Below are 18,365 nucleotides of genomic sequence, written 5' to 3'. Positions count from 1 at the left end.
TATCAGACCGCCCTCATCAGCAGGGTCGCGGCGACCAGAAGTGCCGCACCGCCGAACATCGAGACCGCGTAGGAGCGGGCGAAGCCGTTCTGGATCCGGCGGAGCCGTCCGGACAGGCCGCCGAAGCCGGCTGCCGTGCCGTTGACGACGCCGTCGACCAGGGTGTGATCGACGTACACCAGGGAGCGTGTGAGGTGTTCGCCGCCGCGTACCAGGACGACGTGGTTGAAGTCGTCCTGCAGCAGGTCGCGGCGGGCCGCGCGGGTGAGCAGGGAGCCGCGCGGGGCGACGACGGGGACGGGCTTGCGGCCGTACTGGGCCCAGGCGATGCCGACGCCGATGACGAGGCAGAGCATGGTCGCGCCGGTGACCGTCCAGGTGCCGACCGGGGAGTTGCCCTCGCTGTGTCCGGTGACCGGCTCGAGCCAGTGCAGGAAGCGGTCGCCGATGCTGAAGAAGCCACCGCCCAGGACGGAGCCGACGGCCAGCACGATCATCGGGATCGTCATGACCTTCGGGGACTCGTGCGGGTGGGGCTCGGCGTGCTCGCCGCGGTGCTCGGCGGCGGGCTCGGCGCTCGGTGCCTCCGGGGAGCGAGTGGGTTGGTTCTTCCAACGCTCCTCTCCGAAGAAGGTCATCAGCATCACACGCGTCATGTAGAAAGCGGTGATGGCCGCGCCCAGCAGGGCCGCACCGCCGAGGATCCAGCCCTCGGTGCCGCCCTTGGCGAAGGCCGCCTCGATGATCTTGTCCTTGGAGAAGAACCCGGACAGGCCCGGGAACCCGATGATGGCGAGGTAGCCGAGGCCGAAGGTGACGAAGGTGACCGGCATGTACCTGCGCAGGCCGCCGTACTTGCGCATGTCGACCTCGTCGTTCATGCCGTGCATGACGGAGCCGGCGCCGAGGAACAGCCCGGCCTTGAAGAAGCCGTGCGTCACCAGGTGCATGATCGCGAAGACGTAGCCGATGGGGCCGAGGCCCGCGGCGAGGACCATGTAGCCGATCTGCGACATGGTCGAGCCGGCCAGTGCCTTCTTGATGTCGTCCTTCGCGCAACCGACGATCGCACCGAACAGGAGCGTGACCGCACCGACCACGGTGACCGCGAGCTGAGCGTCGGGCGCCGCGTTGAAGACGGCGCCGGAGCGGACGATGAGGTACACGCCCGCCGTCACCATCGTCGCCGCGTGGATCAGGGCGGAAACCGGGGTCGGGCCCTCCATGGCGTCACCGAGCCAGGACTGCAGCGGCACCTGGGCGGACTTGCCGCAGGCGGCGAGGAGCAGCATGAGGCCGATCGCGGTGAGCTTGCCCTCGGAGGCCTCGGTCGCGTGGCTGAGGACCGGGCCGAAGGCGAAGCTGCCGAAGGTGGTGAACATCAGCATGATCGCGATCGACAGGCCCATGTCGCCGACGCGGTTGACCAGGAAGGCCTTTTTCGCGGCCGTCGCGGCGCTGGGCTTGTGCTGCCAGAAGCCGATCAGCAGATACGAGGCGAGACCGACGCCCTCCCAGCCGACGTACAGCAGCAGGTAGTTGTCGGCGAGGACGAGCAGCAGCATCGCCGCGAGGAACAGGTTCAGGTAGCCGAAGAAGCGGCGGCGCCGCTCGTCGTGCTCCATGTACCCGACCGAGTACAGGTGGATCAGCGAGCCGACGCCGGTGATCAGCAGCACGAACGTCATCGACAGCTGGTCCAGGCGGAAGGTGACGTCCGCCTGGAAGCCGGCCACCGGGACCCAGCTGAACAGGTGCTGCGTCAGCGTGCGGTGTTCGGCCCCCTTGCCCAGCAGGTCGGCGAAAAGGACGACACCGAAGGCGAAGGAGACGAACGAGAGCAGCGTGCCGATCCAGTGGCCGACGGCGTCGAGCCGCCGGCCGCCGACCAGGAGGACGGCCGCTCCGAGCAGGGGCGCCGCGATGAGCAGCGCGATCAGGTTCTCCACGATTCTTCCGACCCCTTACAGCTTCATCAGGCTGGCGTCGTCGACCGAGGCCGAGTGGCGGGTACGGAACAGCGACACGATGATCGCGAGGCCCACCACGACCTCCGCGGCGGCGACGACCATCGTGAAGAAGGCGATGATCTGGCCGTCGAGGTTGCCGTGCATCCGGGAGAAGGTGACGAACGCGAGGTTGCAGGCGTTCAGCATCAGCTCGATGCACATGAAGACCACGATGGCGTTGCGCCGGATCAGTACGCCGGTCGCGCCGATCGTGAACAACAGGGCGGCGAGGTAGAGGTAGTTGACCGGGTTCACTTCGACGCCTCCTCGGGCCGCTTGAACGTCGCCGGTTCGATCGCCGTGCGTTCCAGGCGTTCCTCCGCGCGCTGTTCCAGTGCACGCAGATCGTTGAGCGCCTCCGCGGACACGTCACGGATCTGGCCGCGCTCGCGCAGCGTCTTGTTGACGGTCAGCTCGGACGGGGTGCCGTCGGGGAGCAGGCCCGCGATGTCGACCGCGTTGTGCCGGGCGTAGACACCCGGGGCGGGCAGCGGCGGCAGGTGCGTGCCCTCGCGGACGCGCTGTTCGGACAGCTCGCGCTGGGTCTTGGCGCGCTCGGTGCGCTCGCGGTGGGTGAGCACCATGGCGCCGACGGCGGCCGTGATCAGGAGGGCGCCGGTGATTTCGAAGGCGAAGACGTACTTGGTGAAGATGAGGGAGGCGAGGCCCTCCACATTGCCGTTCGCATTGGCCTGGCCGGCGCCGTCGAACTCTTTCAGGGATGCGTTCCCGATGCCGGTGAGCAGCAGGACGCCGAAGCCGACCCCACACAGAAGGGCCAGCCAGCGCTGGCCCTTGATGGTCTCCTTCAACGAGTCCGCTGCCGTCACGCCGACGAGCATCACCACGAACAGGAACAGCATCATGATCGCGCCGGTGTAGACGACGATCTGCACGATCCCCAGGAAATAGGCGCCGTTGGCGAGGTAGAACACCGCCAGGACGATCATGGTCCCGGCGAGGCACAGCGCGCTGTGCACGGCCTTCTTCATGAAGACGGTGCACAGGGCGCCGATCACGGCGACCGTGCCGAGGACCCAGAACTGGAAGGCCTCACCGGTGGAGGTGGTGTAGGCGGCGAGGTGCGTCATCATCGGCCGATCACCTTCTCCGAGGCCGGCTCTTCCTCACCGAAGGTCGACGCGGCCTCCTGCGGGACCTCGCCCTCGGAGAGGGCGACCTGGCGGACCGTGCCGGGCGCGGCGTGCGTGACGAGGCCCCGGTAGTAGTCCTGTTCGTCCGTCCCCGGGAAGATCGCGTGCGGTGTGTCGACCATGCCCTCCTCTAGGCCGGCGAGGAGCTGTTCCTTGGTGTAGATGAGGTTGGCGCGGCTGGAGTCGGCCAGTTCGAACTCGTTGGTCATCGTCAGCGCGCGCGTGGGGCACGCCTCGATGCACAGCCCGCACAGGATGCAGCGGGCGTAGTTGATCTGGTAGACGCGGCCGTACCGCTCGCCCGGCGAGTAGCGTTCCTCGTCGGTGTTGTCGGCGCCCTCCACGTAGATGGCGTCGGCGGGGCAGGCCCACGCGCACAGCTCGCAGCCGACGCACTTCTCCAGGCCGTCCGGATGGCGGTTGAGCTGGTGCCGTCCGTGGAACCGCGGAGCCGTGGTCTTCTTCTGCTCCGGATACTGCTCGGTCAGCCGCTTCTTGAACATGGCCTTGAAGGTCACGCCGAAGCCGGCCACGGGGTTCAGGAAACCGGGCTTGGTCTCCTTGGGCTCCTCAGCCATCGGACGCCTCCTTTCCATCCGAAGATCCGTCACTGACAGTGTCCGACCCGCCACTGACAATCAGCTCCCGTCCGCGGTGCGGGCGGCGCCTCGGCACCGGGGGCAGCTCCTGTCCCGGCAGCGGCGGCACGGGGAATCCGCCCGCCATCGGGTCGAATCCGGGCTGCTCGGCGGCGGACCGACCGACCGCCCTGGCCTTCTCGCGGAACATGTCGGCGACGAAGGAGATCAGCAGCAGGGCGAGGACTCCGCCGCCCACATAAAGGGCGATGTCGGCGAAGTCGTAGTGCTCGTTGCGCAGGGCCCGCACGGTCGCCACCAGCATCAGCCAGGTCACGGAGACCGGGATGAGAACCTTCCAGCCGAGCTTCATCAGCTGGTCGTAGCGGACCCGCGGGAGCGTGCCGCGCAGCCAGATGAAGAAGAACAGCAGCAGCTGGACCTTGATGACGAACCACAGCAACGGCCACCAGCCGTGGTTCGCGCCCGCCCAGAAGGAGCTGAGCGGCCAGGGGGCGCGCCAGCCGCCGAGGAACAGGGTGGTCGAGACGGCCGAGACCGTCACCATGTTCACGTACTCGGCGAGCATGAACATCGCGAACTTGATCGACGAGTACTCGGTGTTGAATCCGCCCACCAGGTCGCCCTCGGACTCCGGCATGTCGAAGGGGGCGCGGTTGGTCTCACCGACCATCGTGACGATGTACAGGATGAAGGAGACCGGCAGCAGCAGGATGTACCAGCGGTCGTGCTGCTGTTCCACGATCCTGGACGTCGACATCGACCCCGAGTAGAGGAACACCGAGGCGAACGCGGCGCCCATGGCGATCTCGTAGGAGATCATCTGCGCGCAGGAGCGCAGGCCGCCGAGGAGCGGATAGGTGGATCCAGAACTCCAACCCGCAAGAACGATGCCGTAGATGCCGACGGAGGCGACCGCAAGGATGTAGAGCATCGCGATCGGCAGGTCGGTCAGCTGCATCGTGGTGCGGTGGCCGAAGATCGAGATCTCGTTGCCGGCCGGTCCGAAGGGGATCACCGCGATCGCCATGAAGGCCGGGATGGCCGCGACGATCGGCGCGAGGACGTAGACCACCTTGTCCGCGCGCTTGACGATGATGTCTTCCTTGAGCATCAGCTTCACACCGTCGGCCAGCGACTGGAGCATCCCCCACGGGCCGTGCCGGTTGGGGCCGATGCGCAGCTGCATCCAGGCGACGACCTTGCGCTCCCAGACGATGGAGAACAGCACGGTCACCATCAGGAAGGCGAAGCAGAACACGGCCTTGACGACGACCAGCCACCACGGGTCGCGGCCGAACATCGAGAGGTCTTCAGCTGCGAGGTACGGGCTCATGCCTCCACCTCCTTGGGGGCCTGTTCGGCGAGTGCCGCCGGGCCGATACGGACGAGTGAGCCGGGCTGTGCCCCGGTGCCGGAGGCGACGCCCGCACCGACGGAGTTCAGCGGCAGCCAGACCACCCGGTCGGGCATCTCGGTGATCTGCAGCGGGAGTCCGACGGTGCCGGCGGGGCCGGTGACGGCGAGCACGTCACCGTCCTTGATGCCTGCCTCGGCAGCCGTCGCGGCGGACACGCGCGCGCGTGCGGCGTGCCGGGTACCGGCGAGCGCCTCGTCGCCCTCCTGGAGGACGCCGTGGTCGAGCAGCAGCCGGTGCCCGGCGAGTACGGCCTCGCCGACGGCCGGGCGGGGCAGCGTGCCCGCGGACTCCTGGGGCTCGGCGGCGCGCGGGCCGTCCCAGGAGCCGAGCCGGTCGATCTCCGCGCGCGTGGTGCGCAGATCCGGCAGGCCCAGGTGGACGTCCATGGCGTCGGCCAGCATCTGCAGCACGCGCGCGTCGGTCGGTGCCAGGCGGCGGGTCATCTGCTCCGGCTTGAGGGCCGCCTCGAAGAGACGCACCCTGCCTTCCCAGTTGAGGAAGGTGCCCGCCTTCTCGGCGACCGCGGCGACCGGCAGGACGACGTCGGCGTGCTCGGTGACCTCGCTGGGCCGCAGTTCCAGCGACACCAGGAAGCCGACACTCTCGAGTGCTTCACGCGCGCGTGCCGGGTCGGGCAGGTCGGCGACCTCCACCCCGGCGACCACGAGTGCGGAGAGTTCGCCGGTGGCGGCGGCCTCGACGATGTGGTGGGTGTCGCGGCCGTAGCGCAGCGGGAGTTCGGCGAGCCCCCAGACGGCCGCGACCTCCTCCCGCGCGCGCGGGTCGGTCGCCGGGCGGCCGCCCGGCAGCAGCGACGGCAGTGCACCCACCTCGATGGCGCCCCGCTCACCGGCCCGGCGCGGAATCCACACCAGCTGGGCGCCGGTCGCGGTGGCGGCCCGTACGGCGGCGGTGAGGCCGCCGGCGACCGACGCGAGCCGCTCGCCGACGACGATGACCGCGCCGTCGGTGCGCAGGGCCTCAGCGGCCCGTGTGCCGGGCTCCTCCAGGCCGGCGCCGCTCGCGAGGGCGTCCAGCCACTCGGTCTCGGTGCCCGGCGCGGCCGGCAGCAGGGTGCCGCCCGCCTTCTGCAGGCCCCGGGTCGCGTGCGTCGCCAGCGCGAACACCCGCTGCCTGTGCTTGCGCCAGGCCTTGCGCAGTCGCAGGAAGACGCCGGGCGCCTCCTCCTCCGACTCGAAGCCGACCAGCAGCACGGCCGGAGCCTTCTCCAGAGCGGTGTACGTGACGCCCGTACCGTCGAGGTCGCGGCCGCGTCCGGCCACCCGGGAGGCCAGGAAGTCGGCCTCCTCGCCGCTGTGCACGCGCGCGCGGAAGTCGATGTCGTTCGTGTCGAGCGCCACGCGCGCGAACTTGCTGTAGGCGTAGGCGTCCTCGACGGTCAGGCGGCCGCCGATGAGGACACCGGCACGGGAACGTGCCGCACTCAGTCCGCGCGCGGCCGCCTCCAGCGCCTCCGGCCAGGAGGCCGGCTCCAGGACGCCGTCCGCGTTGCGCACCAGGGGCGTGTCGAGGCGGTCCCTGAGCTGCGCGTACCGGAACGCGAAGCGTCCCTTGTCGCAGATCCACTCCTCGTTGACCTCGGGGTCGTTGGCGGCGAGCCGCCGCATGACCTTGCCGCGCCGGTGGTCGGTGCGGGTGGCGCAGCCGCCGGAGCAGTGCTCGCAGACCGACGGAGAGGAGACGAGGTCGAAGGGGCGGGAGCGGAAACGATAGGCCGCCGAGGTGAGGGCACCGACCGGGCAGATCTGGATGGTGTTGCCGGAGAAGTACGACTCGAACGGGTCGCCCTCGCCGGTGCCGACCTGCTGCAGCGCGCCCCGCTCGACCAGCTCGATCATCGGGTCGCCCGCGATCTGGTTGGAGAACCGGGTGCAGCGGGCGCACAGCACGCACCGCTCGCGGTCGAGCAGCACCTGCGTGGAGATCGGCACGGGCTTTTCGTAGGTCCGCTTCTTGCCGTCGAAGCGGGACTCGGGGTTGCCGTGCGACATCGCCTGGTTCTGCAGCGGGCACTCGCCGCCCTTGTCGCAGACCGGGCAGTCCAGCGGGTGGTTGATGAGCAGCAGCTCCATCACGCCGTGCTGCGCCTTCTCGGCGACCGGCGAGGTGAGCTGGGTCTTCACCACCATGCCGTCGGTGCACGTGATGGTGCAGGAGGCCATGGGTTTGCGCTGGCCCTCGACCTCGACGATGCACTGACGGCAGGCGCCGGCGGGGTCGAGCAGGGGGTGGTCGCAGAACCGGGGGATCTCGATGCCGAGCTGTTCGGCGGCCCGGATGACCAGGGTGCCCTTGGGCACGCTGATCTCGATGCCGTCGATCGTCAGCGTGACGAGGTCTTCCGGCGGGACCGCCGCCTCTCCGCCACCCGCGGGAGCGTTGGTGGTCACGGTCATGCGTTCACCTCCGGGCGGTCCGCCCAGGCCGTCGACTTGGCCGGGTCGAAGGGGCAGCCCCGGCCCGTGATGTGCTGCTCGTACTCCCCGCGGAAGTACTTCAGCGAGGAGAAGATCGGGGAAGCGGCGCCGTCGCCGAGGGCGCAGAAGGACTTGCCGTTGATGTTGTCGGCGATGTCGGCGAGCTTGTCGAGGTCGGACATGACGCCCTTGCCGGCCTCGATGTCCCGCAGCAGCTGCACCAGCCAGTACGTCCCTTCGCGGCACGGTGTGCACTTGCCGCAGGACTCGTGGGCGTAGAACTCGGTCCAGCGGGTCACCGCCCGTACCACGCAGGTCGTCTCGTCGAAGCACTGCAGCGCCTTGGTGCCGAGCATCGAGCCGGCGGCGCCGACGCCCTCGTAGTCCAGGGGGACGTCGAGGTGCTCGTCGGTGAACATCGGTGTCGAGGAGCCGCCCGGCGTCCAGAACTTCAGCCGGTGGCCGGGCCGCATGCCGCCGCTCATGTCGAGGAGCTGGCGGAGCGTGATGCCGAGCGGGGCCTCGTACTGGCCGGGGCTGGCGACGTGGCCGCTGAGCGAGTACAGCGTGAAGCCCGGCGACTTCTCGCTGCCCATCGACCTGAACCAGTCTTTCCCGTTGTGCAGGATCGCGGGAACCGACGCGATCGATTCGACGTTGTTCACAACAGTCGGGCAGGCATAGAGCCCTTCGACAGCAGGGAAAGGGGGACGGAGCCGCGGTTGACCACGGCGGCCTTCGAGCGAGTCGAGCAGTGCGGTCTCCTCACCGCAGATGTACGCGCCGGCGCCCGCGTGCACGGTGAGCTGGAGGTCGAGCCCGCTGCCCAGGATGTTCTCGCCGAGGTAGCCCGCCGCGTAGGCCTCGCGCACGGCCTCGTGCAACCGCCGCAGAACGGGGACGACTTCACCACGCAGATAGATGAAGGCATGCGACGACCTGATGGCATAGCACGCGATCACAATGCCCTCGATGAGGCTGTGCGGGTTCGCGAAGAGGAGCGGGATGTCCTTGCAGGTCCCGGGCTCCGATTCGTCGGCGTTGACAACTAGATAGTGCGGTTTTCCATCACCCTGCGGAATGAACTGCCACTTCATTCCGGTCGGGAATCCCGCGCCGCCGCGGCCGCGCAGCCCGGACTCCTTGACGTACGCGATCAAGTCGTCCGGTGACATGGCGAGCGCCTTGCGGAGCCCCTCGTACCCCTCGTGCCTCCGGTAGACGTCCAGAGTCCAGGACCGGTCCTCGTCCCAGAAGGCCGACAGCACGGGTGCGAGCAGCTTCTCGGGGCTCGAGTCCTTCAGTTCGGGTGCCACGGTCATCACTCCCCCTCCTCTGCAGTAGGCCCTGCGGGGTGAGCCGGGTCGGAGGCCGATGTCTCCTGCGGCGCGTCATGGGAGCTGAGGTGCTCGGCCGGCGACGGCTCGTGCACCCTGTCCTGCCGTTCCTCCTGCGGACCTCCGCGCGGATGGACCACGCGCGCGGGTGCGGTCTCTCCCCTTGCCAGGCGAAGGCCCACCAGCGACGCCGGTCCCGCACTGCCGCCCTCCTCGACGGCCCCGGGCCGCTCGTCGGGGAAGCCGGCCAGGATCCGCGCGGTCTCCTTGAAGGTGCACAGCCGCGCCCCGCGCGTGGGCTGTACGGGCCGTCCCGCGCGCAGATCGTCGACCAGGCGCTTGGCGCTGCCCGGCGTCTGGTTGTCGAAGAACTCCCAGTTGACCATCACGACCGGGGCGAAGTCGCAGGCCGCGTTGCACTCGATGTGCTCCAGGGTGACCTTGCCGTCGTCGGTGGTCTCGCCGTTGCCGACACCCAGGTGCTCCTGGAGGGTCTCGAAGATCGCGTCTCCGCCCATCACCGCGCACAGCGTGTTGGTGCACACGCCGACCTGGTAGTCACCGGACGGCCGCCGCCGGTACATGGTGTAGAAGGTGGCGACGGCGGTGACCTCGGCGGTGGTCAGGTCCAGCATGTCCGCGCAGAACTGCATTCCGGTGCGCGTGACATGGCCCTCCTCCGACTGCACGAGGTGGAGCAGCGGGAGCAGGGCGGACCGGGAGTCCGGGTAGCGCGCGATGACCTCGCGCGCGTCCGCCTCCAGCCGGGCCCGGACGTCGTCCGGGTACGCGGGCGCGGGCAGTGCGGGCATGCCCAGGCTGACGCCCCGCTCCGAAGAAGAGGTGGTCACCGGTCGACGCCTCCCATCACGGGGTCGATGGACGCGACGGCGACGATGACGTCGGCGACCTGGCCGCCTTCGCACATCGCCGCCATGGCCTGCAGGTTGGTGAAGGACGGGTCGCGGAAGTGGACCCGGTAGGGGCGGGTGCCGCCGTCGGAGACGGCGTGCACGCCGAGTTCGCCCTTGGGGGACTCGACGGCCGCGTACGCCTGTCCCGGCGGGACGCGGAAGCCCTCGGTGACGAGCTTGAAGTGGTGGATCAGGGCCTCCATGGAGGTGCCCATGATCTTCTTGATGTGGTCGAGGGAGTTGCCGAGACCGTCCGGTCCCAGGGCGAGCTGGGCGGGCCAGGCGATCTTCTTGTCGGCGACCATGACCGGGCCGGGCGCGAGCCGGTCCAGGCACTGTTCGACGATGCCGAGCGACTGGCGCATCTCCTCCAGCCGGACCAGGAAGCGGCCGTAGGCGTCGCAGGTGTCGGCGGTCGGGATCTCGAAGTCGTACGTCTCGTAGTCGCAGTACGGCTGTGCCTTGCGCAGATCGTGCGGCAGGCCGGTGGAGCGCAGGATCGGGCCGGTTGCGCCGAGGGCCATGCAGCCGGCCAGGTCGAGGTAGCCGATGTCCTGCATGCGGGCCTTGAAGATGGGGTTCCCGGTGGCGAGCTTGTCGTACTCCGGGAGGTTCTTCTTCATCTTCTTCACGAACTCGCGGATCTGGTCCACCGCGCCGGGCGGCAGGTCCTGGGCGAGTCCGCCGGGCCGGATGTACGCGTGGTTCATCCGGAGGCCCGTGATGAGCTCGTAGAGATCGAGAATCATTTCACGATCACGGAAGCCGTAGATCATGATCGTGGTGGCGCCGAGCTCCATGCCGCCGGTGGCGATGCACACCAGGTGGGAGGACATCCGGTTCAGCTCCATCAGGAGCACCCGGATGATCTTGGCGCGTTCGGTGATGTCGTCCTCGATGCCGAGGAGCTTCTCCACGGCGAGGCAGTAGGCGGTCTCGTTGAAGAACGACGTCAGGTAGTCCATGCGCGTGACGAAGGTGGTGCCCTGCGTCCACGTGCGGTACTCGAGGTTCTTCTCGATGCCGGTGTGCAGATAGCCGATGCCGCAGCGGGCCTCGGTGACCGTCTCGCCCTCGATCTCCAGGATCAGACGGAGCACTCCATGGGTGGAGGGGTGCTGGGGACCCATGTTGACGACGATGCGTTCGTCGTCGGCGCGGGTCACGGACTGGACGACCTCGTCCCAGTCGCCACCGGTGACCGTGTAGACGGTGCCCTCGGTGGTTTCCCGGGCGGCTGCTGACTGGGTGCTGCTCACGAGTACGACCTCCGCTGGTCCGGAGCCGGGATCTGGGCGCCCTTGTACTCGACGGGGATGCCGCCGAGGGGGTAGTCCTTGCGCTGCGGGTGGCCCTGCCAGTCGTCCGGCATCATGATCCGGGTCAGGGCCGGGTGACCGTCGAAGACGATCCCGAAGAAGTCGTAGGTCTCGCGCTCGTGCCAGTCGTTGGTCGGGTAGACGGAGACGAGCGACGGGATGTGCGGGTCGGCGTCGGGGGCGCTCACTTCGAGGCGGATCAGCCGGTTGTGGGTGATCGAGCGCAGGTGATAGACGGCGTGCAGCTCGCGGCCCTTGTCGTGCGGGTAGTGGGTGCCGCTGACGCCGGTGCACAGTTCGAAGCGCAGGGCCGGGTCGTCGCGCAGGGTGCGGGCGACGCGCAGCAGGTGCTCGCGTTCGATGTGGAAGGTGAGCTCGCCGCGGTCGACGACCGTCTTCTCGATGGCGTTGTCGGGGAGGAGTCCCTGTTCCTCCAGGGCGCCCTCCAGTTCGTCGGCGACCTCGTCGAACCAGCCGCCGTAGGGGCGGGTCGCCGGTCCCGGGAGTCGGACCGAGCGGACCAGGCCGCCGTAGCCGGAGGTGTCGCCGCCGTTGTTGGCGCCGAACATGCCGCGCTGGACGCGGATCTCCTCGCCGCCCTGGCCTCGCTGGCCGGGGAGGTTGGAGGCGGAGAGGTCCTTCTCGGGGTTCACCCCGTTCGCGGAGCCGTTCACCCCCTTCGCGGACCCGTTCACGCCGCCCGTGCCGTTGCCGTTCGCGTCGCTCACCGCAGCAGCCCCTTCATCTCGATCGTGGGCAGGGCCTTGAGCGCCGCCTCCTCCGCCTCGCGGGCCGCTTCCTCGGCGTTCACGCCGAGCTTGGCGGACTGGATCTTCTGGTGGAGCTTGAGGATCGCGTCCATCAGCATCTCGGGGCGGGGCGGGCAGCCCGGCAGGTAGATGTCGACCGGGACGATGTGGTCGACGCCCTGGACGATCGCGTAGTTGTTGAACATGCCGCCCGAGGAGGCGCAGACGCCCATGGAGATCACCCATTTCGGGTTGGGCATCTGGTCGTAGACCTGCCTCAGCACCGGCGCCATCTTCTGGCTGACCCGGCCGGCGACGATCATCAGGTCTGCCTGGCGCGGCGAGCCGCGGAAGACCTCCATGCCGAAGCGCGCCAGGTCGTAACGGCCGGCGCCGGTGGTCATCATCTCGATGGCGCAGCAGGCGAGGCCGAAGGTGGCGGGGAAGACGGACGCCTTGCGCACCCAGCCCGCGGCCTGCTCGACGGTGGTCAGCAGGAAGCCGCTCGGCAGCTTTTCTTCGAGTCCCATGTCGTTGAGGCCCCTCAGTCCCATTCCAGGCCGCCGCGCCGCCATACGTACGCGTACGCGACGAAGACGGTGAGCACGAAGAGCAGCATCTCCACGAGCCCGAAGATCCCCAGGGCGTCGAAGGTGACGGCCCAGGGGTAGAGGAAGACGATCTCGATGTCGAAGACGATGAAGAGCATCGCCGTCAGGTAGTACTTGATGGGGAAGCGCCCGCCGCCGGCCGGCGTGGGGGTCGGCTCGATACCGCACTCATAGGCCTCGAGCTTGGCGCGGTTGTACCGCTTCGGACCGATCAGCGTGGCCATGACCACGGAGAAGATCGCAAAGCCTGCCCCGAGGGCTCCCAGTACGAGGATGGGCGCATACGCGTTCACCGCTCCTCGCTCCTCTCAGTCGGCGCTGACTGCTGGCGGTTGCACTGGTGCACTGCGCTCACTTCCGCCTCACCGGTCCCACGAGCCCCGTCGTCCCGTGCGAAGATCGAGAACATGTGAAGCAGGTCACAAGCCCAGTTGCCACGCATCTTATGCCCGCGACTCTGTGATCTGCGACACGGGGTATTCCACAAGCTTTGTGATCTCCACCACCTGACGAAGGATCATGAAGTCGGATGATGAGTGATCTTCATACGCGAAGCGTTCACTTGATCACCAGAAGTGACATTTTTGCTTGTCATTGCAGGCCGGAGCAGGCGTCTCAATATCAAGAGACTTCCGCTGCATGCAAATTGGCGCTGGACGCGGGGGCCTGGTAGAGGACGGCGTTCACACATCAGAGGGAGGCGCACGTGCAGTGTGGACGGAGGGGTGGGCGCGTGCACGCGTTCACGAGCGCCGCGCGCACAGGACGCCGCGCTTCCGGTAACCGTTCCGTGACCTCCGCCACACCGGTGAGGTGCTCCCAAGAACCGGGCTTGGCCAACGACCCCAACCGGTGGTAGGTGGGGGGCAATTCGGACGTAATGATCAAAGACCGTGATCAAGGCCTTGATCACCGAGGTCCGCTATGTCCGTTACGGCGTCAATAAAGAACAACACACCCGGGATTCCCGGCCTCGATTGAGCAACTGTGGCGCAGCCCACGTTTCTTGAAGATATGAAGGAGCCCCTGGTACCGGTTGTTCCCATGTCCCACACCGCTCACATACGCAGCCACCGGAAGCCCCGCCGCAGCGCGTCGACCCTCGCGATGCGGGCCGGAGTTGCCGGTGGCGTCCTCAGCACCCTGGCAGTCGCCGGGGCGTCCGGCTCGGCGAACGCGGCCGAGCCGGTGACGCAGACCCTCGAACTGCCCACCCTGACGGCCGACCTGGCCGCTCAGGCGGCCCAGTCCGCGGACGCCACCCAGCAGGCCGCCGCGAACTACCAGCTGCAGGCCGAGCGTGACGCGGCCGCCGCAAACGCCGCGAAGCAGGCCAAGGCGGACCTCGCCGAGGCGAAGCAGAAGGCGGCCGCGGCCAAGAAGAAGGCCGAGGAGGCCGCCCGCAAGGAGGCCGCCGCGCGCGCCTCCCGCAACGCGGAGCGGACGACGCTCGCCGCCACGACGGACTCCGGCACCTCGACGAGCACCTCGACGGCCACCGGTTCGGCCGCAGCCGTCATCGCCTTCGTCAAGGCGCAGATCGGCAAGGCCTACGTCTCCGGTGCCACCGGCCCGTCGGCGTACGACTGCTCCGGCCTGGTGCAGACGGCGTTCAAGCAGGTCGGGATCAGCCTGCCGCGCGTCTCCCAGGACCAGTCGACGGTCGGCACCCAGGTGTCGCTGAGCAACCTGCAGCCGGGCGACATCCTGTACTGGGGCAGCGCGGGCAGCGCCTACCACGTCGCGGTGTACGTGGGCGACGGCATGTTCGTCGGCGCGCAGAACCCCTCCAGCGGCGTCGGGGAGCACCCGCTGTCGTACGACCCGCCGACCGGCGCCGTGCGGGTGCTCTGAGCACTCCCGCGCCTCTCAACGCGCGTAGGGCCGCAGCCGCTCGGGGGCAGCGGCCCTTGCGCCGTTCCCGGCACGCCCGGGGCGGTGTTCCTGACATGCTCGGCACGGGCCGCCGCCCGGCGGTCCGTCCATGAGCGAAGGGAACCGCGCGATGCCACGCGTGTTCGTACAGGGAAGGCCCGCCGACCACTACCCCCGCCACGCCCCGGAGGCCCGGCGTGGTGCGGTGCGCCGGATCACCGAGGCCGGCGAGGAGGTCCTGCACAAGCCGTGCCGGGACGTCACGGAGTTCGGGCCCGATCTCGCCGCACTCATCGACGACATGTTCCTCACCCTGTATGTCGCCGAGGGAGCGGGACTGGCGGCGAATCAGGTAGGGGTCGATCTCCGGCTGTTCGTGTACGACTGCCCCGACGACGACGGTATCCGGCATGTCGGACACATCGTCAATCCGGTGCTCGAAACGCCCACGCACGGGCGACGGCTGCTGGACGAGGGTGAGGGCTGTCTGTCGGTGCCGGGTGCCGTGATGGCCGTACCGCGGCCGGACAGGGCCGTGGTGCGCGGGCAGGACAAGGACGGCCGACCGGTCGTCATCGAGGGCACGGGGTACTTCGCGCGCTGCCTCATCCACGAGACGGACCACACCAACGGGTACATCTACCTGGACCGGCTCTCCAAGCGGGAGAAAAAGGACGCGCTGCGGCAGATGGCGGCCCGGCGGGACGAGGTCTTCGCCCGCCGGACCGCCACAGCGGAGGAGCTGAGCCGGGCCTGGGAGGGGGCCCGGGAAGGGCTCACGCCTTCGGAGCCACCTTGCTCAGGCCGTTGATGATGCGGTCCATCGCGTCGCCGCCCGTGGGGTCGGTGAGGTTCGCGAGGAGCTTGAGGGTGAACTTCATCAGCGTCGGATGCGTGAGGCCGCGCTGGGCGGCGACCTGCATGACCTTCGGGTTGCCGATGAGCTTCACGAAGGCGCGGCCGAGGGTGTAGTAGCCGCCGTAGGTGTCCTTGAGGATGCGCGGGTAGCGCTGGAGGGCGATCTCGCGCTGGGCGGGCGTGGCCCGTGCGTGGGCCTGGACGATGACGTCGGCGGCGATCTGGCCGGACTCCATGGCGTAGGCGATGCCCTCGCCGTTGAACGGGTTCACCAGGCCGCCGGCGTCACCGACGAGCAGCAGCCCGCGCGTGTAGTGCGGCTGGCGGTTGAAGGCCATGGGCAGGGCGGCGCCGCGGATCGGGCCGGTCATGTTCTCGGGGGTGTAGCCCCAGTCCTCGGGCATGGAGGCGCACCAGGCCTTGAGGATCTCGCGCCAGTCCAGCTCCTTGAAGGCGGCGGAGGTGTTCAGCACGCCGAGGCCCACGTTCGACGTGCCGTCGCCCATGCCGAAGATCCAGCCGTAGCCGGGCAGCAGACGGTCCTGGGGGCCGCGGCGGTCCCACAGTTCCAGCCAGGACTCCAGGTAGTCGTCGTCGTGGCGGGGGCTCTCGAAATACGTCCGGACCGCGACGCCCATCGGGCGGTCCTCGCGGCGGTGCAGGCCCATCGCCAGGGACAGGCGGGTGGAGTTGCCGTCGGCGGCCACCACCAACGGCGCGTGGAAGGTGGTCTCGCGCTTCTCCTCGCCGAGCTTGGCGGTGACGCCGGTGATACGGCCGGTGCGGTCGTCGACGACCGGACCGCTCACGTTGCAGCGCTCGTACAGCCGCGCCCCCGCCTTCTGGGCGTTGCGGGCGAGCTGCTCGTCGAAGTCGTCGCGCTTGCGGACCAGTCCGTAGTTCGGGTAGGAGGCGAGATCCGGCCAGTCCAGCTGGAGGCGGACGCCGCCGCCGATGATGCGCAGGCCCTTGTTGCGCAGCCAGCCGGCCTCCTCGGAGATGTCGATGCCCATCGCCACGAGCTGCTTCACCGCACGCGGGGTGAGACCGTCGCCGCAGACCTTCTCACGCGGGAACTCGGTCTTCTCCAGGAGCAGGACGTCAAGGCCGGCCTTGGCGAGGTGGTACGCGGCCGTGGAGCCGGCCGGCCCGGCGCCGACGACGATGACGTCCGCGGTGTTCTCGGAGAAGGGCTCGGGGACTCGCTCGGAGTGGGGCTCGGTCTCGACGGTCACGGCGGGATCTCCCCAAGGTTCGAAATCTGCGTGCCGACCGGCACTGGACATGGGCAGTCTATTCAGCAGAATTGATCACCCGGCTGAAGGGCTGCCCAGTGAACCGATCCCTCCCCGCGGTACGGCTGCGCGTTCCCACTCACGAGGACGCGGTCGCCTGGCACCGGGTCTTCGACGACCCCGAGGTGATGGAGTTCTACGGCGGCAGACCGGCCGCGCTCTCGGTCTACGAGGAACTCACCGCGCGCCAGCGGCGGCACGACGCGGAACTCGGCTTCTGCCTGTGGACTTTGCTGGACGAGGCGGGGGAGGTCATCGGCTTCACCGGGGCGCAGCCGTGGCGGCCCGACTGGGGACCGGTCGGCGAGATCGAGATCGGCTGGCGGCTGGGCCGGGCGCACTGGGGCAAGGGGTATGTCACCGCGGCCGCACGCGAGACGCTGGAGCGGGTGCGGGCAGCCGGGGTGCCGGAGGTGGTGGCGATGGTCCGGCCGGGCAACGAGCGGTCGGTCGCGGTGACCCGGCGGCTCGGGATGCGGCCGGCGGAGACCTACCCGCACCCCACACTGCAGGAGTCGGCACTCTGTTTCCGGCTCGCCCTCAACACCCGCGCGAATAACGCAGCGTAGTCATCTGTTACAGAAAGACACCGACTCCTTCCGGCCGGGGCGTACGGGAGTTACCCTTCCAGTACCGCTGGGGGTGACATCTGTGCGCATAACACCCAAAACACCCGAAGTGCGCGTACCACGGCTGGTCGGACTGATGGCCGTGGACGCGCGCGAAACGGCCCGGGCGCGGGGCCTGTTCCTCAACGCGCCGGACCGCCCGGACTTCCACCACACGGTCGTCGACTACGTCGTACGCCAGTACCCGCAGCCCGGCGCCGAGGTGCCGCGGGAGTCGATGGTGTACGTGTGGTTCGACTTCGGTGAGGGAGAGAGCGGCGGAGGCGTGCGCGAGCCACGGATCCCGCGGCCGCCCGCGGGCGGGCTCCAACGTGAACTCGGTGAGCCCGGCGACGCCTTCGAGATGATCAACCGCTGAGCCCGCCGCTCCGGAAAGAGACGGCTCAGCTCTCCTTGAAGCCCCGGTGCAGGGCGACCACGCCGCCGGTGAGGTTGCGCCAGGCCACCTTCGACCAGCCCGCCTTGCGCAGCCTTTCGGCGAGGGCGGGCTGGTCGGGCCAGGCACGGATGGACTCGGCGAGGTAGACGTAGGCGTCCGGGTTCGAGGACACCGCGCGGGCGACCGGCGGCAGGGCACGCATCAGGTACTCGGTGTAGACGGTGCGGAACGGCGCCCACGTCGGGGACGAGAACTCGCAGATCACCACGCGGCCGCCGGGGCGGGTCACCCGGTACATCTCCCGCAGGGCCGCGTCCGTGTCCTGGACGTTGCGCAGACCGAAGGAGATGCTGACGGCGTCGAAGGTGTCGTCCTTGAACGGCAGCTTCGTCGCGTCCCCGGCCGTGAACGGCAGCCAGGTGTGCTTCCTCTTGCCGACCTGGAGCATCCCGACCGAGAAGTCGCAGGGGACGACGTACGCGCCCGTCCGCGCTAGGGGCAGCGAGGAGGTGGCCGTGCCGGCGGCCAGGTCGAGGACCTTCTGCGCGGGGCGCGCGTCGACCGCCTTCGCCACCTCCTTGCGCCAGCGCCGGTCCTGGCCGAGCGACAGCACGTCGTTCGTCAGGTCGTACCGTTCCGCCACGTCGTCGAACATCGAGGCGACTTCGTGCGGCTGCTTGTTCAGGGAAGCGCGGGTCACCCGCCCATTGTGGCAGCAGGGGGTACGGCACCCCGGCAGCGCCCTCGTCCACGCCCGCGCGGCGCACAGCCGGCCGACG

Annotated in this window: 18 protein-coding genes; 4 read left to right on the top strand and 14 right to left on the bottom strand. The window is 69.1% G+C overall.

Annotated elements, in window-relative coordinates:
* Positions 1 to 2: 2 nt before the first annotated feature.
* From nuoL to ACIGXP_RS33505, 12 genes are read right to left on the bottom strand one after another with little or no spacing between them, the layout of a single operon-like run.
* Complete coding sequence (nuoL, locus tag ACIGXP_RS33560; RefSeq protein ID WP_363214211.1) at positions 3 to 1,949, bottom strand: NADH-quinone oxidoreductase subunit L; 1,947 nt, start codon at positions 1,947 to 1,949, stop codon at positions 3 to 5.
* 15 nt (positions 1,950 to 1,964) lie between these two features.
* The gene (gene nuoK, locus ACIGXP_RS33555) at positions 1,965 to 2,264 is read right to left on the bottom strand and encodes an NADH-quinone oxidoreductase subunit NuoK (protein WP_023547474.1); all 300 of its coding nucleotides are present in this window, start codon (positions 2,262 to 2,264) and stop codon (positions 1,965 to 1,967) included.
* Positions 2,261 to 3,103, bottom strand: a complete 843-nt coding sequence (locus tag ACIGXP_RS33550) for an NADH-quinone oxidoreductase subunit J (RefSeq protein ID WP_363214212.1) — start codon at positions 3,101 to 3,103, stop codon at positions 2,261 to 2,263. The genes nuoK and ACIGXP_RS33550 overlap by 4 nt, the downstream gene beginning before the upstream one ends.
* On the bottom strand, positions 3,100 to 3,741 hold the full coding sequence (gene nuoI / locus ACIGXP_RS33545) for an NADH-quinone oxidoreductase subunit NuoI (protein WP_399774804.1): 642 nt from the start codon (positions 3,739 to 3,741) through the stop codon (positions 3,100 to 3,102). The genes ACIGXP_RS33550 and nuoI overlap by 4 nt, the downstream gene beginning before the upstream one ends.
* Positions 3,734 to 5,098: an NADH-quinone oxidoreductase subunit NuoH gene (nuoH, locus tag ACIGXP_RS33540; RefSeq protein WP_399774802.1), complete on the bottom strand. Its 1,365-nt coding sequence runs from the start codon at positions 5,096 to 5,098 to the stop codon at positions 3,734 to 3,736. Before nuoH ends, nuoI begins: the two co-directional genes overlap by 8 nt.
* A complete protein-coding gene (locus tag ACIGXP_RS33535) occupies positions 5,095 to 7,599 on the bottom strand; it encodes an NADH-quinone oxidoreductase subunit G (RefSeq protein WP_399774799.1) in 2,505 nt (834 codons plus the stop codon). Before ACIGXP_RS33535 ends, nuoH begins: the two co-directional genes overlap by 4 nt.
* Positions 7,596 to 8,945 carry an NADH-quinone oxidoreductase subunit NuoF gene (nuoF, locus tag ACIGXP_RS33530; protein WP_399774797.1) on the bottom strand — a complete coding sequence of 450 codons (1,350 nt, stop codon included), beginning with the start codon at positions 8,943 to 8,945 and terminating at the stop codon, positions 7,596 to 7,598. The genes ACIGXP_RS33535 and nuoF overlap by 4 nt, the downstream gene beginning before the upstream one ends.
* Entirely contained in the window at positions 8,942 to 9,808 is an 867-nt protein-coding gene (gene nuoE / locus ACIGXP_RS33525) for an NADH-quinone oxidoreductase subunit NuoE (protein ID WP_363214216.1), read from the bottom strand. Before nuoE ends, nuoF begins: the two co-directional genes overlap by 4 nt.
* Entirely contained in the window at positions 9,805 to 11,130 is a 1,326-nt protein-coding gene (locus ACIGXP_RS33520; protein ID WP_399774794.1) for an NADH-quinone oxidoreductase subunit D, read from the bottom strand. The genes nuoE and ACIGXP_RS33520 overlap by 4 nt, the downstream gene beginning before the upstream one ends.
* Entirely contained in the window at positions 11,127 to 11,918 is a 792-nt protein-coding gene (locus ACIGXP_RS33515) for an NADH-quinone oxidoreductase subunit C (protein WP_399774792.1), read from the bottom strand. The genes ACIGXP_RS33520 and ACIGXP_RS33515 overlap by 4 nt, the downstream gene beginning before the upstream one ends.
* A complete protein-coding gene (locus tag ACIGXP_RS33510; protein ID WP_143628055.1) occupies positions 11,915 to 12,469 on the bottom strand; it encodes an NADH-quinone oxidoreductase subunit B family protein in 555 nt (184 codons plus the stop codon). The genes ACIGXP_RS33515 and ACIGXP_RS33510 overlap by 4 nt, the downstream gene beginning before the upstream one ends.
* A gap of 14 nt (positions 12,470 to 12,483) precedes the next feature.
* Complete coding sequence (locus ACIGXP_RS33505; RefSeq protein WP_003992243.1) at positions 12,484 to 12,843, bottom strand: NADH-quinone oxidoreductase subunit A; 360 nt, start codon at positions 12,841 to 12,843, stop codon at positions 12,484 to 12,486.
* A 751-nt stretch (positions 12,844 to 13,594) separates the two neighbouring features.
* On the opposite strand from ACIGXP_RS33505, the gene ACIGXP_RS33500 reads away from it, so the two are divergent.
* Positions 13,595 to 14,404 (top strand): C40 family peptidase, encoded by an 810-nt coding sequence (locus tag ACIGXP_RS33500; protein WP_399774788.1) that lies wholly within the window; start codon positions 13,595 to 13,597, stop codon positions 14,402 to 14,404.
* Positions 14,405 to 14,555: 151 nt separating this feature from the next.
* A complete protein-coding gene (gene def, locus ACIGXP_RS33495) occupies positions 14,556 to 15,236 on the top strand; it encodes a peptide deformylase (RefSeq protein ID WP_399774894.1) in 681 nt (226 codons plus the stop codon).
* Here the strand turns inward: def and ACIGXP_RS33490 are convergent.
* A complete protein-coding gene (locus ACIGXP_RS33490) occupies positions 15,202 to 16,518 on the bottom strand; it encodes a geranylgeranyl reductase family protein (protein WP_399774786.1) in 1,317 nt (438 codons plus the stop codon). The genes def and ACIGXP_RS33490 overlap by 35 nt on opposite strands.
* Positions 16,519 to 16,616: 98 nt before the next feature.
* Between ACIGXP_RS33490 and ACIGXP_RS33485 the strand changes: the two genes are divergently transcribed.
* Together ACIGXP_RS33485 and ACIGXP_RS33480 are read left to right on the top strand one after the other, a co-directional pair.
* Positions 16,617 to 17,147: a GNAT family N-acetyltransferase gene (locus ACIGXP_RS33485; RefSeq protein WP_399774784.1), complete on the top strand. Its 531-nt coding sequence runs from the start codon at positions 16,617 to 16,619 to the stop codon at positions 17,145 to 17,147.
* A gap of 109 nt (positions 17,148 to 17,256) precedes the next feature.
* On the top strand, positions 17,257 to 17,565 hold the full coding sequence (locus ACIGXP_RS33480; RefSeq protein ID WP_399774781.1) for a PASTA domain-containing protein: 309 nt from the start codon (positions 17,257 to 17,259) through the stop codon (positions 17,563 to 17,565).
* Between the two features lie 25 nt (positions 17,566 to 17,590).
* Here the strand turns inward: ACIGXP_RS33480 and ACIGXP_RS33475 are convergent, their stop codons facing one another.
* A complete protein-coding gene (locus ACIGXP_RS33475; RefSeq protein WP_399774779.1) occupies positions 17,591 to 18,286 on the bottom strand; it encodes a demethylmenaquinone methyltransferase in 696 nt (231 codons plus the stop codon).
* Positions 18,287 to 18,365 lie beyond the last annotated feature (79 nt).

The organism is Streptomyces sp. NPDC053069, from assembly GCF_044546895.1.
Taxonomy (GTDB): Bacteria; Actinomycetota; Actinomycetes; order Streptomycetales; family Streptomycetaceae; genus Streptomyces.
Note: the sequence above shows the minus strand (reverse complement) of the source record. Positions and strands in the feature narration are given on the sequence as shown.

Bases quoted from the DNA above. Each gene is read 5' to 3' on its own strand.
- def (WP_399774894.1), top strand. From the start codon at position 14,556: ATGCCACGCGTGTTCGTACAGGGAAGGCCCGCCGACCACTACCCCCGC.
- nuoH (WP_399774802.1), bottom strand. From the start codon at position 5,098: ATGAGCCCGTACCTCGCAGCTGAAGACCTCTCGATGTTCGGCCGCGAC.
- ACIGXP_RS33510 (WP_143628055.1), bottom strand. From the start codon at position 12,469: ATGGGACTCGAAGAAAAGCTGCCGAGCGGCTTCCTGCTGACCACCGTC.
- ACIGXP_RS33500 (WP_399774788.1), top strand. From the start codon at position 13,595: ATGTCCCACACCGCTCACATACGCAGCCACCGGAAGCCCCGCCGCAGC.
- ACIGXP_RS33535 (WP_399774799.1), bottom strand. From the start codon at position 7,599: ATGACCGTGACCACCAACGCTCCCGCGGGTGGCGGAGAGGCGGCGGTC.
- ACIGXP_RS33550 (WP_363214212.1), bottom strand. From the start codon at position 3,103: ATGATGACGCACCTCGCCGCCTACACCACCTCCACCGGTGAGGCCTTC.
- nuoI (WP_399774804.1), bottom strand. From the start codon at position 3,741: ATGGCTGAGGAGCCCAAGGAGACCAAGCCCGGTTTCCTGAACCCCGTG.